This window comes from Streptomyces sp. 7-21 (genome assembly GCF_016741785.1).
Lineage (GTDB): Bacteria > Actinomycetota > Actinomycetes > Streptomycetales > Streptomycetaceae > Streptomyces.
Genome location: NZ_JAERRL010000005.1, coordinates 328,504 through 341,942 on the forward strand (window position 1 = coordinate 328,504; position 13,439 = coordinate 341,942).

A 13,439-nucleotide genomic window follows, 5' to 3' on the forward strand; every position below is an offset into this window, starting at 1 on the left:
CTGCCGGACGCAGCGCTAGAAGGTAAGCGCTTTCGGAGCGTGCAGGGAGTCTGGCAACGCCTGATCCGCCGCGTCAAGGGCCGCAGGTGATTTGTCGCTTCCCATCGCGCCCCGTAGTCGCCTGGCTCCGCCTGGCGAGGATGAGTGGTGATGTGTGGTTGTGATTAACTTCGGCTGTCTCTGTGCGGAACGGCGGCGCGCGGACCCGCCCGTGTTCCGCGCGGGGGCTCACGCGACGCCACCGCCTCCCCGGCGCCGCCTCGCGGACCGCCAGGGGCGCACGGCGGCGGTGGCACGCCCAGCCTGAACGTCCCGCTTCCGCCAGGCGCGCCGGCCGCAACCGCGGCCGGCGGCCGGCACCGCGGCAGGCCGCGGCAGCGGCCGCCGTCCGGCACGCGCGGAACGGATACCGGGCAGGCCGTCAGGACCTGCCGGGGGCGGTGCGGCCGGAACGGGCCAGCCAGCGGCCCTCGTGGCGGGTGACCGCGATGGGGCGGCCGAAGCATGCCGACAGCAGCTCGCCGGTGAGCGTGCGCGCGGCCGGGCCGCTCGCCAGCGGCCGGCCCTCCTTGAGCAGCAGTACCCACCCGGTGCTGGGGGGCAGCTCCTCCAGGTGGTGGGTGACCGTCACGGTCGCCAGCCCGGGGCGCGTCACCGCCAGCCGGTGCATGGCGTCAATCAGGTCCTCGCGGGACGGCAGGTCGAGGGCGTTGAACGGCTCGTCGAGCAGCAGGAGCGCCGGGTCGGCCATCAGGGCGCGCGCCAGGAGCACCCGGGCGCGCTGCCCGCCCGAGCAGACGCCGAACGGGCGGTCGGCCAGCTCCTTGCAGTCGAGCTCCGCCAGCAGCGCGTGCGCCCGCTCCCGGGTGGCGTCGTCGTACTTCCGCCACAGCGGCTGGACCGTCCCCGTCGCCCCGGTCAGCACGACGGTGTGGGCGGTGGCGCTCTGCGGGACCTTCTGCGCGGCGGACACCAGGCCGATACGGGTGCGCAGCTCCCGCAGATCCACCCGGCCCAGCTGGTGCCCGAGCACCTCCACCGTCCCCGTGGTCGGGTGCGTCACCGCGCCGAGCAGGCGCAGCAGCGTCGTCTTGCCCGCGCCGTTCGCCCCCAGCAGCGCCCAGTGCTCGCCCGCCCGCACGGTCCAGTCGATGCCGTCGAGGATCACCTGGCCCGTGGTGAGCCGGCGGACGCCGACTCCCGACAGCGCGGCGACGACAGGGGGTGCAGGGGCGGAGGTGAGGGGCTGGGCTGTCACGGGCGGCAGCCTACGTGCGCCCGCCCGGCGCGCGCTGGGCGTTCCACTACGCGAACGGGCCGGGGCCGGTGAGAGGGCCGGGCGCGGCGGAGCCGCTCAGCCCAGGCCGAGCGCGGCGTCGCGCGCGCGGGCCACGGCGGCCTCCTCGCCGGCCAGCTCCACCTTCGCCGCCGCCTGCCGGCCGGAAACGAAGAGCAGCAGCTCGCCCGGCTCCCCGGTCACGGTCACCACCGGGGTCCCCTTGTGCGCCACCACCGTCTGCCCGTTGGGCCGCCGCAGCACCAGCCCCACGGGGCTGCGCCTGCCCATCATCCGTGCAGCCCGCTCCAGCCGGCGCCACAGCACCTCGGCCAGCGGCGGATCCACCTCGCGCGGCGTGCCCAGCGGCCGGGCCCGGCGGACGTCCTCGCCGTGGATGAAGAACTCCACGGTGTTCGCCGCCTCGTCCACCTGCTTCCAGGCGAACGGCGACATCTTCGGCGGCCCCGTCCTGATGAGCTGGAGCAGCTCGTCGTAGGGCCTGGCCGCGTACTCAGCGCGCGTCCGCTCCAGCCGGGACGCCAGCGGCTTGATCACCAGCCCCGCGGCGTCGGCGCTGCGCTCGCGCACCACGACGTGCGCGGCGAGGTCCCGGGTCGTCCAGCCCTGGCACAGGGTGGGGGCGTCCGGGCCCGCCTCCTCAAGGACATCGGCGAGCAGTTGCCGCTCCCGCTTGGCGTGTGTCGACATGCCTCCCAGCCTAGGCGCTCGCCCCCCGTGGCCGTCCGTCCTCGCGCGCGCCGGGGGCAGAATGGGGGCATGCCCGCCAACGTCCCCGTTCTCGACCCGGCCATCGCCGCCCGCCTGAAGCGGAACGCCGACGGCCTCATCGCCGCCATCGCCCAGCAGTACGACACCGGCGAGGTGCTGATGCTCGGCTGGATGGACGACGAGGCGCTGCGCCGCACCCTGACCACCGGCCGCTGCACCTACTGGAGCCGCAGCCGCCGCGAGTACTGGACCAAGGGGGACACCTCCGGGCACGTGCAGCACGTGAAGTCCGTGGCACTCGACTGCGACGGCGACACCGTGCTCGTCAAGGTCGACCAGGTCGGCGGCGCCTGCCACACCGGAGACCGGACCTGCTTCGACGCTGGCGCGCTGCCGCTGGCGCAGTAGGCTCGGCCGCCATGACGACCCTGGACCTCGACCGCTTCCGGGTGCTGGCGAAGGACCGCCGGGTGATTCCGGTGACCCGGCGCCTGCTCGCCGACGGCGACACCCCGATCGCCCTGTACCGCAAGCTTGCCGCGGGACGTCCGGGGACGTTCCTGCTGGAGTCCGCGGAGAACGGCCGGACCTGGTCCCGTTACTCCTTCATCGGCGTCCGCTCCGCCGCGACCCTCACGGTCCGCGACGGGCAGGCGCACTGGCTCGGCACGCCCCCGGTCGGCGTGCCGGCCGGCGGGGACCCGCTGCGGGCGCTGCGCGAGACCCTGCGCGTGCTGCACACCCCGAGGGACCCGGACCTGCCGCCGTTCACGGGCGGCATGGTCGGCTACCTCGGCTACGACGTGGTGCGGCGGCTGGAGCGGATCGGGGAGCACACCCAGGACGACCTCGGGCTGCCCGAGCTGACCATGCTGCTGGCCTCCGACGTCGCGGTGCTCGACCACCGCGACGGCACGGTGACGCTCATCGCGAACGCCATCAACCACAACGACCTCGACACCGGCGTGGACGAGGCCTACGCGGACGCGGTGGCCCGGCTGGACGCCATGGCGGCCGACCTGGACCGCCCGGTGCCGGCCGGCGCCACGGCGCTCCCGCCGTCCGTGCTGCCGCCGTTCACCGCCCGCTGGGGCAGCACGGGCTACCAGCACGCCGTCGAGACCGTCAAGGAGTACATCAGGGCAGGAGACGCCTTTCAGGTGGTTCCGTCGCAGCGGTTCGAGACCCGCTGCGAGGCCAGCGCCCTGGACGTGTACCGGGTGCTGCGCGCGACCAACCCCAGCCCGTACATGTACCTGTTCCGCTTCGGGGGCGACGGCCGGGCCGGCGAGGGCTTCGACGTCGTCGGCTCCAGCCCGGAGGCGCTGGTGAAGGTCGAGAACGGCCGCGCCATGCTGCACCCCATCGCGGGCACCCGGCCGCGCGGCGCGACGCCCGGCGAGGACGCCGCGCTGGCCGAGGAGCTGCTGGCGGACCCCAAGGAGCGGGCCGAGCACCTGATGCTGGTGGACCTGGGCCGCAACGACCTGGGGCGGGTCTGCGAACCCGGCAGCGTTGAAGTGGTCGACTTCATGTCCGTCGAGCGGTACAGCCACGTGATGCACATCGTCTCGACCGTCACCGGCCGGCTGGCCCGTGACCGCACCGCCTTCGACGCGCTCACCGCCTGCTTCCCGGCCGGCACGCTGTCGGGGGCGCCGAAGCCGCGGGCCATGCAGATCATCGAGGAGCTGGAGCCCACCCGGCGCGGCCTGTACGGCGGCTGCGTCGGCTATCTGGACTTCGCCGGCGACGCCGACACCGCCATCGCGATCCGGACCGCGCTGCTGCGCGGCGGGACGGCCTACGTGCAGGCGGGCGCGGGCGTCGTCGCGGACTCCGACCCTGCGGCCGAGGACACCGAGTGCCGCAACAAGGCGTCCGCCGTCCTCAGGGCGGTGGCGGCGGCAGCGAGCCTGCGCGGTAGCGTGGAGGGGTGACCCGGAACCCCAGCGGCAGCGGCAGCGGAACCAGCGCGACCCGTCGCGCGCTGGCCGCGGCGTTGCTGTGCGGTGCCGCCGGAGCCGCCGTGGTGCTGATCTCAGCCGGGCAGACCTGGGGGGAGGCGGAGGCGACCATCGCCGACGCCGACTTCCCGGTCACCGCCAGCGGCTCGGACGTCTCCGGGCTGCCCAGTGCCCTGGCGCTGGTCGGCCTGGCCTCGCTGGTCGCGGTCTTCGCCGTGCGCCGCACGGGCCGGACGATCGTCGCCTCCGTGCTCTCCCTCAGCGGCGCGGGCGCCATCGCCGCCGCGCTGCTGGGCTCGGGCGACACCGAGGCGCTGGAGGCGAGCGCCGCCGAGGCCACCGGGCTGACGCACGCGGCTGTCGCCGGCGTGAGTCACACTGGATGGCCGTGGGTCTCCTCCCTGGGGGGCCTGCTGCTGCTGTTCGCCGGACTGCTCGCGCTCAGCTACGGACGGCAGTGGCCCGCCATGTCGGGCCGGTACGAGCGCGCGGCGCGGCGCGCGCCCCGGGCGGTCGACCCCGACCGTCCCGAGGACCTGTGGCGCGCACTGGACCGGGGCGAGGACCCCACCACCCCCTGATCCGTCCGGGACCATCCCGGAGCCACCGACGAGACACCGACGAGATACCGGAGCAAGGAGCACGCATGGCGGGCCACAGCGACCACGGAAACACCCCGGCCGCATGGACCGGTGTGATCATCATGATCATCGGGGCTGGTGTGGGGGGATACCTCACGATCCAGCAGCAGTGGCTCGGGATCGCGGCCGGCCTGGGCATCATGCTGCTGGGGCTGGTCGTCGGCCTGGTCATGCGCGCCATGGGCCTGGGCAAGCAGCCCGAGGCAGCCTCCCCGGCCGCCGGCCGGGTCAGCGTTCCGGCGCAGGCCAAGGCCGCGCCGTCCGGTGCCGCCGCGGAGCGGAAGCGGGCGGTCGCCGGCAAGTAGCCCGCCGCGCCACGGGCCCGCGCGGCCCGGACCGGCGCGGCAGCACACGTGAGCCAGGCCCCGGGCACCCCGCCCGGGGCCTGGCGGTGTGGTGGCGGCGTCACCGTCCCGGGCCCCCGCCGACGGCGCCGGGTTGCCGCGGCGGGCGGCGCGGCCGACGGTGGGAACGTGCGCCGTACCGAGATGACGCCGCTGGCCGGGCCGCTCGCGGCGCTCGGCTGCGCGGCCGCCGCGTCCGGCTATGTCGCGGCCGTCGACCCCCGGGAACCCGGGCACTATCCGGCCTGCCCCGTGCCCGCGCTCACCGGGCTGCACTGCCCCGGCTGCGGTGGCCTGCGCGCCGCCCACGCCCTGGCCCACGGTGACCTGGCCGCCGCGCTCGGCGCCAACGCGCTCGCCGTCGCCCTGATCGCCGCCGGGGCCGTGGCGCTGGCGGGCTGGCTGCTGGTCTCGCTCACCGGCGTCCGCGCGCCCCGCGTGCGCGCCGGCGCGTGGCCGCGCGTTCTCGGCTGGGCCGCGCTCGCCGCCACCGCCGCGTTCACCGTGCTGCGCAACGTGCCGCCCGGCGCCGCCCTCGCGCCCTGACCGGTGCGGGGTGGCTGCCAGCCGCCGCCCAGCGCCCGATACCATCGGAGTGTCTGATCCCTCGGTTACCGCCCCTCGGCCGCCAGCCAGGGACAGGGGCGGGGCCGACCCCGACGAGAAAGGGGCCGCTCGCGTGAGTGTGCTCGACGAGATCATCGAAGGAGTCCGCGCCGACCTCGCCGAGCGGCAAGCGCGCGTCAGCCTCGACGACCTCAAGGAGTCCGCCGCGAAGGCCCCGCAGGCGCGGGACGGAGTCGCCGCGCTCAAGGGCGATGGCGTCACCGTGATCTGCGAGGTCAAGCGCTCCAGCCCGTCCAAGGGGGCGCTCGCCGCCATCGCCGACCCGGCCGCGCTCGCCGCCGACTACGAGGCGGGCGGCGCCGCCGCGATCTCGGTGCTGACCGAGCGCCGCCGCTTCGGCGGCTCGCTGGAGGACATGGCCGCCGTCCGCGCCCGGGTCGAGGTGCCCGTGCTTCGCAAGGACTTCATCGTCACGTCCTACCAGCTGTGGGAGGCCCGGGCGCACGGCGCCGACCTGGTGCTGCTGATCGTGGCCGCGCTGGAGCAGCCCGCGCTGGTCTCGCTGGTGGAGCGCGCCGAGTCGCTGGGACTGACGCCGCTGGTCGAGGCGCACGACGAGGAGGAGGCGCGCCGCGCGGTGGACGCCGGCGCGAGGCTCATCGGCATCAACGCGCGGGACCTGAAGACCCTGGAGGTCGACCGGTCGACGTTCGAGCGGGTCGCCCCCGTGATCCCCGACGGCATCGTCCGGGTCGCCGAGTCGGGCGTCCGCGGCCCGCACGACCTGATCGCCTACGCGAACGCGGGCGCCGACGCCGTGCTCGTCGGCGAGTCCCTGGTGACCGGCCGCGACCCGCGCACGGCCGTCGCCGACCTGGTCGCCGCCGGCGCTCACCCGGCCCTGCGGCAGGGGCGCTGAGGCCCGTGCCGGCTGCCGCGCCCGCCGCCATCACGGCGGCCACCGCTCCGCCCGCCTTCGCCCGGCTCGCACCGGGCGCGCGCCCGCGCGGCTGCCGTGCGCCGGCGCGGCGGGCCCGCGGGCGGCGGGTGCGCTACCACATCGGCTGTGAGCCCGGCCAGATCAACGGGCGGCGATGGCGCTGAGCCGGCGGCCCGCATCCTTCTGACGCCCGCGGCCGTTACCCGACGTGGCCACCGCCAGCCAGCTGGCACCGACTTTCACCGCCTGATGCCCCGGAGGGCTCACGCATGTCCGAACCGCAGTTCTTCTTTCCCGACCCCGCCGGGTCGCTGCCCAGCGCCGAGGGATACTTCGGCGGCTTCGGCGGCACCTTCATCCCGGAGGCCCTGCGCGCCGCCGTGGAGGAGGTCGCGGCCGAGTACGACAAGGCGAAGAACGACCCGTCCTTCGGCGCCGAGCTGTCCGCCCTGCTCGCGGACTACGCCGGGCGCCCCAGCCCGCTGACCGAGGTCAGCCGCTTCGCTGAGCACGCCGGCGGCGCCCGTGTCTTCCTCAAGCGCGAGGACCTCAACCACACCGGTTCCCACAAGATCAACAACGTGCTCGGCCAGGCGCTGCTGACCCGGCGCATGGGCAAGACCCGCGTCATCGCCGAGACCGGCGCGGGCCAGCACGGCGTCGCCACGGCGACCGCCTGCGCCCTGTTCGGCCTGGAGTGCACGATCTACATGGGCGAGATCGACACCCAGCGGCAGGCGCTGAACGTCGCCCGCATGCGGATGCTCGGCGCCGAGGTGATCCCCGTCTCCTCGGGCAGCCGCACCCTGAAGGACGCCATCAACGAAGCGTTCCGCGACTGGGTCGCCAACGTGGGCCACACCCACTACCTGTTCGGCACCGCCGCCGGGCCGCACCCGTTCCCCGCGCTGGTGCGCGACTTCCACCGCGTCATCGGCGTCGAGGCCCGCGAGCAGGTGCTGCGGGCTGCCGGGCGGCTGCCCGACGCCGCCGTGGCCTGCGTCGGCGGCGGCTCCAACGCCATCGGCCTGTTCCACGCCTTTCTGCCCGACGAGGGCGTGCGGCTGGTCGGCTGCGAGGCGGCCGGCCACGGCGTGTCCAGCGGCGAGCACGCCGCGACCCTTGCCGCGGGCGAGCCCGGCATCCTGCACGGGTCCCGCAGCTACGTCCTGCAGGACGAGGAGGGGCAGATCACCGAGCCGTACTCGATCTCCGCCGGGCTCGACTACCCCGGCGTCGGCCCCGAGCACGCCTACCTCAAGGACAGCGGGCGCGGCGAGTACCTGCCCGTCACCGACGAGGAGGCGATGCAGGCGCTGCGGCTGCTCTCCCGCACCGAGGGCATCATCCCGGCCATCGAGAGCGCGCACGCCCTCGCGGGCGCCCTGACGGTGGGCCGCGAACTCGGCCCCGGCGGGCTGATCGTCGTCAACCTGTCGGGCCGGGGCGACAAGGACATGGACACCGCCGCCCGCTACTTCGGGCTGTACGACGGCGAGGACGGCACGAGCGGCGAGGGAGCGGCCGAATGAGCGGCACCAACGGCACCACCAGCACCACAGACAACGGCGGGCTCGCCTCCCTCAGCGGCGTGCTGGCCACGGCCAGGCAGGAGAACCGGGCGGCCCTCATCGGCTACTTCCCGGCCGGCTTCCCGACCCTGGAAGGCGGCATCCGCGCGGCCACCACCATGGCCGAGTCGGGCTGCGACATCATCGAGATCGGCCTGCCGCACAGCGACCCCGTCCTCGACGGCCCCGTCATCCAGACCGCCGACGACATCGCGCTGCGCGGCGGCATCCGCATCGCCGGGGTGCTGCGCACCATCCGCGAGGTCCACGCCGCCACCGGCGTGCCCGTGCTGTGCATGACGTACTGGAACCCCGTGGACCGCTACGGCCCCGAGCGCTTCGCCGCCGAGCTGGCCGAGGCGGGCGGTGCCGGCTGCATCCTGCCCGACCTGCCCGTCGAGGAGTCCGAGGCCTGGCGCAAGGCCGCCGAGGCCCACGGGCTGGCCACGGTGTTCGTCGTCGCCCCCAGCAGCCGCGACGAGCGGATCGCCGCGGTCGCCGCCGCGGGCAGCGGCTTCGTCTACGCCGCGTCGCTGATGGGCGTCACCGGCACCCGCGAGTCGGTCAGCCAGGACGCCGAAGACCTGGTGCGCCGCACCCGCGGTGCGACCTCGCTGCCGGTCTGCGTGGGCCTGGGCGTCTCAAACGGCGAGCAGGCGGCGAGCGTCGCGGCCTTCGCCGACGGCGTCATCGTCGGCTCGGCGTTCGTGCGCCGCGTCCTGGACCACCAGGACGACGAGGCGGCCGCGGCCAGCGCGATCCGGCAGCTGGCCGGGGAGCTGGCAGCGGGCTGCCGCCGGTAGCGGTCCGGCACCGGGCTGGCGGGGGCGGCGGGCAGCCGTCAGGTAGAGTCATCGCCCATGGCTGGTTACCTTCCCCAAGTGCGGCCGCAGCGCGCCGGGTTCGCCGGAAGGGGCCGGCGGTGAGCGGCCCGGCAGCCGCCGGGGAGCCGCCGTGGCAGCCGCCCTCCGCGGTGGAGCAGGCGCTGTACGAGGCCGGCTCGGCCGGCGACTGGGACGCCTACTTCGCCGCCCTTGCCGGCACGGACCTGTACCTGCCGCAGTCCAGGGAGTTCTCCGACGCCGTGCCCGACCGGTTCCGGCCGGAGCCGTTCCGCGATCCCCGGTTCGACGGGCTGTGCGTGGCGGCGTTCACCCGCGGCATGGTGCCGCCGCCCGCCGGCGGCCGGATCTTCGAGCGCGCCACGCTCAGAACGCTCGCGAAGATCTGGCCGCAGCCGGTCCGCTGGCTCGCCGTCAACCCCGGCACGCCCGTGGAGACCTACCTGCCCGCCGACCCCAAGCGGTGGAAGCGGCATGCCAAGCGGGCGCCCGAGGAGCCGCGCCTGAAGACGCTGTGGACCGGCCACGTGCGCGACGCCATGGCCCACGGCCTGGCCTGCGGCGCCCTGCTGATGGTCAACAACGGCGCGCTGTGGAACCACCTCGGCTGGCAGCACGGCGGCTACACCGAGGAGAAGACGCTGCTGAAGACGTGGTGGGACGTCACCCGCCGCGACGACTGGCTGCACCTGACCAGTCTGCTGCTGCGCGGCGAACTCTCCCCGCCGGTCTGGGAGTTCGTGCTGCGGGTGCGGCAGGCGATGCGCGCGGACTCCGGTGTCCTGCCCGCCGCCGCGCAGTGGCGTGACACCGCCGAGCGGGTGATGGTCTCCCGGGCGGCCCAGGTCGTCGACGCCACCGGCCAGCCGCCCGGCTTCGACCTGCACGCCGACATCGCGCTGGTGCAGGAGCTCATCGGCCGCGTGCTGCGCTACGAGGCGCGGTTCCGCGCCGACGGCCTGCTGGCGGAAGGGGAGTGCGTGCGGTCCGTGCTGGCCTGGGACATCGGGCGCGGCTCCTGCATGGCCCGCTGGGGGCTGGGCGCGCAGCTGTGTGACCTGGACGAGACGCGGCAGGCCGTGCTGAGCGCGGGCGCGGCGGCCCGGCAGGTCTACAGCTCCTGGGGCGACTTCGCCGCCGGGTACGTCCTCGGCCGCTGCCTGCACTTCGACAGCGAGGAGTTCGGCAGCTGGTACACGGAGATGGTCGACGTGCACCGCCTGCTGACCACCGACCCGGAGAGCCCGTGGCTCAGCGTGCCGTGGTACGTCGACGAGCAGCCGCCGGCCGGCCCCGCCAGGGCCTGAGGACCGCCGCGCCCCGGGCAGCCGGGGGAACTCAGGCCGCGCGCCGGCGGATCTTACGGAACGCTGACGCTCCGCGTTTGGCCCGCCGCCAGGGCGCCGCCCGCGCCTAGCGTGGGCGCATGCGCGTGCTCGTCACCGGAGGGGCCGGGTTCATCGGCTCCCACATCGTGGAGGAACTGCATTCCCGCGGGCACCAGCCGGTGGGCTTCGACACCCGCCCGTGGCCGGGGGCGCCGCCCGGCGTGCCGTGGATCACCGGCGACGTCCGTGACGCCGTGGCCCTGGCGGACGCCCTGCGCGGCGTCGACGCCGTCTGCCACCAGGCCGCGCGGGTGGGCCTGGGCCGCGACTTCGCCGACGCGCCCGGCTACGTGGACGTCACCTGCCTGGGAACGGCGCGGCTGCTGACGGCCATGGCGCGGGCAGGCGTGGACAAGCTGGTGCTCGCGGGGTCGATGGTGGTCTACGGCGAGGGCCGGTACGACTGCTCCGAACACGGCACCGTGCGCCCCGGGCCACGCCGCGAGGAGGACCTGGCGGCCGGGCGGTTCGAGCCGCGCTGCCCCCGCTGCGGTGCGGCGCTGCGCCCCGGCCTGGTCACCGAGGACGCCCCGGCCGACCCCCGCAACGTCTACGCCACCACCAAGCTGGCGCAGGAACACCTGGCGGCCTCGTGGGCACGCGAGACCGGCGGCCGCGTGATCAGCCTGCGGTACCACAACGTCTACGGCGACCGCATGCCGCGGGACACGCCCTACGCCGGGGTCGCTTCGTTCTTCCGCTCCGCGCTGGCGCGCGGTGAGGCGCCCCGCGTCTTCGAGGACGGCGCGCAGCGGCGTGACTTCGTGCACGTCACGGACGTGGCCGCCGCCAACGCCGTGGCGCTCACCGCCCTGCCCGGCCGCCCGGCGGGCACGCTGCGCGCCTACAACACCGGCAGCGGCGAGGTCAGGACGGTCGGGGAGCTGGCCCGCGCGCTCACCGCGGCCTGCGGCGGCCCCGAGCCGGTCGTCACCGGCGAGTACCGGCTGGGCGACGTGCGGCACATCACCGCCTCCTCGGAGCGGCTGCGGCGTGAGCTCGGCTGGCGCCCCGGCGTCGGCTTCGCCGAGGGCATGGCGCGCTTCGCGGCGCACGAGCCCGCCGCGGACACCGCCGGGCAGGCGGACCCGTCGCCGGCCTCCTGAACGCCCCGCGCACCGCGCCGCACGGCCCCAGCGCGGCCGTGCGGCGCGGCCCTGCGGCGGCGGCGTCACACGCCCTGCGGCGCGGCCGGCAGGATCACCTCGAAGCGGCAGCCGCCCGGCACGTTCCGCACGCCGGTGCGCCCCTCGTGCGCCTCGACGATGCCGCGCACGATCGCCAGGCCGAGCCCCGCGCCCGACGGGGGAGTACGGGCGTCGGTGCCGCGCCAGCCGGTGTCGAAGACCCGCGGCAGATCGCCCTCGGGGATGCCGCCGCAGCCGTCGGTCACCGACAGCACCACCGAGTCCTCCCGGCGCGTGGCCGCCACCGCGACCGTGCCGTCGGCCGGCGTGTGGCGTATCGCGTTGACCAGCAGGTTCGCCAGCACCCGGCTCATCTCCTTGCCGTCCACCTCGACCGGCACGGACTCCACGCCCGCGTCCGCCAGCCGCACCCCGCGCTGCCGCGCCAGCGGGTCCGCGCCGGCGATGGCGTCGCTGATCAGGTCGTACACCGACATGCGGCTGGGGGTGAGCGCCAGCGCCCCGGCCTGGATCCGGGACAGCTCGAACAGGTCGCCGACCATCGTGCTCAGCCGCTCCACCTCGCTGCGGATCTGCTGGTGGTAGCGGGCCGGATCCTCCGCGATGCCGTCCTCCAGCGCCTCGGCCATGGCCCGCAGCCCCGCCAGCGGGGACCGCAGGTCGTGCGAGATCCAGGCCACCAGCTCCCGGCGTGAGGACTCCAGCGCGCGCTCCCGTTCCCGGGCCGCGGCCAGCCGGCGGCTCGCGCCGTCCAGCTCCCGCGCCAGCGCGGCGAGTTCGGCGGGCATCGGGCCGCCCGGCGGGGTGAAGCCGCCGCCCTCGCCCAACACGCGCGCCGCCCCGGCCAGGCCCCGGTGCGCGCCGATCACCCAGCGCCCCAGCAGCAGCGCGGTCACCGTCGCGGCCACCGCCGCCACCAGGCCGACCGTCACGACTACGGCCAGGTCGTGCGCCGAGAGGAACATCGCCCAGGCCACCGACAGCGTGCCCGCCAGCATCGCGGCCACGGTCACCGCCGTCAGCACCGCCAGCGACACCGCGACTGAGCGGCGCCGGACCGCCGCCAGCGCCGCCGCCCCCGCCGCGCCCGCCACCGCGGCACCCACCGCCGCGTACAGGGCGATCAGCGGCAGCTCCCTGAGCAGATCCGCCGGACCCACGCCGTCAGCCCTCCTCCCCGTTGCCGGTTCCGGCCCCGGCCCCGGCGCCGACGCCGGCCGCGCCGTCGAAGCGGTAGCCGACCCCCCACACCGTCGTGATCAGCCGGGGCCGCGCCGGGTCCGCCTCCACCTTGTGCCGCAGCCGCCGCACGTGCACCGTCACCGTCGACAGGTCGCCGAAGTCCCAGCCCCATACCCGCGACATCAGCTCCTCCCGGCTGAACGCCACCCCGGGGTGGCGCAGGAAGTGCGCGAGCAGGTCGAACTCCCGCAGCGTCAGCCGCAGCGGCCCCCTGCCGTCGGCGGCCGTCCGCGCGGCCGGGTCCACCGTGATGCCCCCGCCGTGCAGCACCGGACCGCCCGGGGCGGCCCCAAGGCCGCCGGCCGTCCGCCGCAGCACCGACGACACCCGCAGCACCAGCTCCCGCGGGCTGAACGGCTTGGTCACGTAGTCGTCGGCGCCGACCTCCAGCCCCAGCACGCGGTCCTCCTCGTCGCCGCGTGCCGTCAGCATCACCACCGGCACCGGCCCCAGCTTCTCCCGCAGCCGGGTGCAGACCCGCAGCCCGTCCAGGCCGGGCAGCATCAGGTCCAGCACCACCAGGTCCGGCGGCGCGGCGGCCGCGCGGGCCAGCGCGGACGGGCCGTCGGCCGCACGGTCCACGGTGTAGCCGGCTCTCAGCAGGTAGCCGGCCACCACCTCGGTGACGGTCGGATCGTCGTCCACGACGAGCACGCGGCGGGATGGCTGGTTCATGCCAGCGAGTCTCACACCCGCGGCCGCCCGGCGTGGCGCGGGGCAGGGGCACGCGGCACCGACGTCAGGGTTTCGTAAGACGCCAGCGCCCGGTATGTCCGGTTCG

Annotated in this window: 13 protein-coding genes and 1 pseudogene; 10 read left to right on the top strand and 4 right to left on the bottom strand. The window is 75.7% G+C overall.

All coding sequences use genetic code 11. From position 1 onward, the window contains the following. Positions 1-421: 421 nt before the first annotated feature. Together JK356_RS09065 and JK356_RS09070 are read right to left on the bottom strand one after the other, a co-directional pair. The gene (locus JK356_RS09065) at positions 422-1,258 is read right to left on the bottom strand and encodes an ABC transporter ATP-binding protein (RefSeq protein ID WP_201867067.1); all 837 of its coding nucleotides are present in this window, start codon (positions 1,256-1,258) and stop codon (positions 422-424) included. A gap of 96 nt (positions 1,259-1,354) precedes the next feature. Further along, a complete protein-coding gene (locus tag JK356_RS09070; protein ID WP_201867068.1) occupies positions 1,355-1,987 on the bottom strand; it encodes a TIGR03085 family metal-binding protein in 633 nt (210 codons plus the stop codon). A gap of 61 nt (positions 1,988-2,048) precedes the next feature. Here JK356_RS09070 and hisI point away from each other — a divergent pair. The 10 genes and pseudogenes from hisI to JK356_RS09120 all read left to right on the top strand — a co-directional run bounded on the left by hisI (position 2,049) and on the right by JK356_RS09120 (position 11,374). Continuing rightward, positions 2,049-2,416: pseudogene (hisI, locus tag JK356_RS09075) on the top strand (phosphoribosyl-AMP cyclohydrolase). Positions 2,417-2,427: 11 nt separating this feature from the next. Next, complete coding sequence (locus tag JK356_RS09080; protein ID WP_201867070.1) at positions 2,428-3,948, top strand: anthranilate synthase component I; 1,521 nt, start codon at positions 2,428-2,430, stop codon at positions 3,946-3,948. Next, positions 3,945-4,556 carry a TIGR02234 family membrane protein gene (locus tag JK356_RS09085; RefSeq protein WP_201867071.1) on the top strand — a complete coding sequence of 204 codons (612 nt, stop codon included), beginning with the start codon at positions 3,945-3,947 and terminating at the stop codon, positions 4,554-4,556. The genes JK356_RS09080 and JK356_RS09085 overlap by 4 nt, the downstream gene beginning before the upstream one ends. A gap of 65 nt (positions 4,557-4,621) precedes the next feature. Then, positions 4,622-4,921: an HGxxPAAW family protein gene (locus JK356_RS09090; RefSeq protein ID WP_236670970.1), complete on the top strand. Its 300-nt coding sequence runs from the start codon at positions 4,622-4,624 to the stop codon at positions 4,919-4,921. Positions 4,922-5,104: 183 nt separating this feature from the next. Then, the gene (locus JK356_RS09095; protein ID WP_201867142.1) at positions 5,105-5,506 is read left to right on the top strand and encodes a DUF2752 domain-containing protein; all 402 of its coding nucleotides are present in this window, start codon (positions 5,105-5,107) and stop codon (positions 5,504-5,506) included. Positions 5,507-5,639: 133 nt separating this feature from the next. After that, positions 5,640-6,446 carry an indole-3-glycerol phosphate synthase TrpC gene (trpC, locus tag JK356_RS09100; RefSeq protein WP_201867072.1) on the top strand — a complete coding sequence of 269 codons (807 nt, stop codon included), beginning with the start codon at positions 5,640-5,642 and terminating at the stop codon, positions 6,444-6,446. A 290-nt stretch (positions 6,447-6,736) separates the two neighbouring features. Further along, positions 6,737-7,999 carry a tryptophan synthase subunit beta gene (gene trpB, locus JK356_RS09105; protein ID WP_201867073.1) on the top strand — a complete coding sequence of 421 codons (1,263 nt, stop codon included), beginning with the start codon at positions 6,737-6,739 and terminating at the stop codon, positions 7,997-7,999. Further along, entirely contained in the window at positions 7,996-8,841 is an 846-nt protein-coding gene (trpA, locus tag JK356_RS09110) for a tryptophan synthase subunit alpha (RefSeq protein ID WP_201867074.1), read from the top strand. The genes trpB and trpA overlap by 4 nt, the downstream gene beginning before the upstream one ends. Positions 8,842-8,960: 119 nt before the next feature. Then, entirely contained in the window at positions 8,961-10,187 is a 1,227-nt protein-coding gene (locus JK356_RS22335) for a DUF1266 domain-containing protein (protein ID WP_307815485.1), read from the top strand. A 119-nt stretch (positions 10,188-10,306) separates the two neighbouring features. Beyond that, positions 10,307-11,374 carry an NAD-dependent epimerase/dehydratase family protein gene (locus tag JK356_RS09120; RefSeq protein WP_201867075.1) on the top strand — a complete coding sequence of 356 codons (1,068 nt, stop codon included), beginning with the start codon at positions 10,307-10,309 and terminating at the stop codon, positions 11,372-11,374. Between the two features lie 65 nt (positions 11,375-11,439). Here the strand turns inward: JK356_RS09120 and JK356_RS09125 are convergent, their stop codons facing one another. Together JK356_RS09125 and JK356_RS09130 are read right to left on the bottom strand one after the other, a co-directional pair. Beyond that, the gene (locus JK356_RS09125; protein ID WP_307815486.1) at positions 11,440-12,576 is read right to left on the bottom strand and encodes a HAMP domain-containing sensor histidine kinase; all 1,137 of its coding nucleotides are present in this window, start codon (positions 12,574-12,576) and stop codon (positions 11,440-11,442) included. Between the two features lie 4 nt (positions 12,577-12,580). After that, positions 12,581-13,333 (bottom strand): response regulator transcription factor, encoded by a 753-nt coding sequence (locus JK356_RS09130; protein ID WP_201867076.1) that lies wholly within the window; start codon positions 13,331-13,333, stop codon positions 12,581-12,583. Between the last annotated feature and the right edge of the window lie 106 nt (positions 13,334-13,439).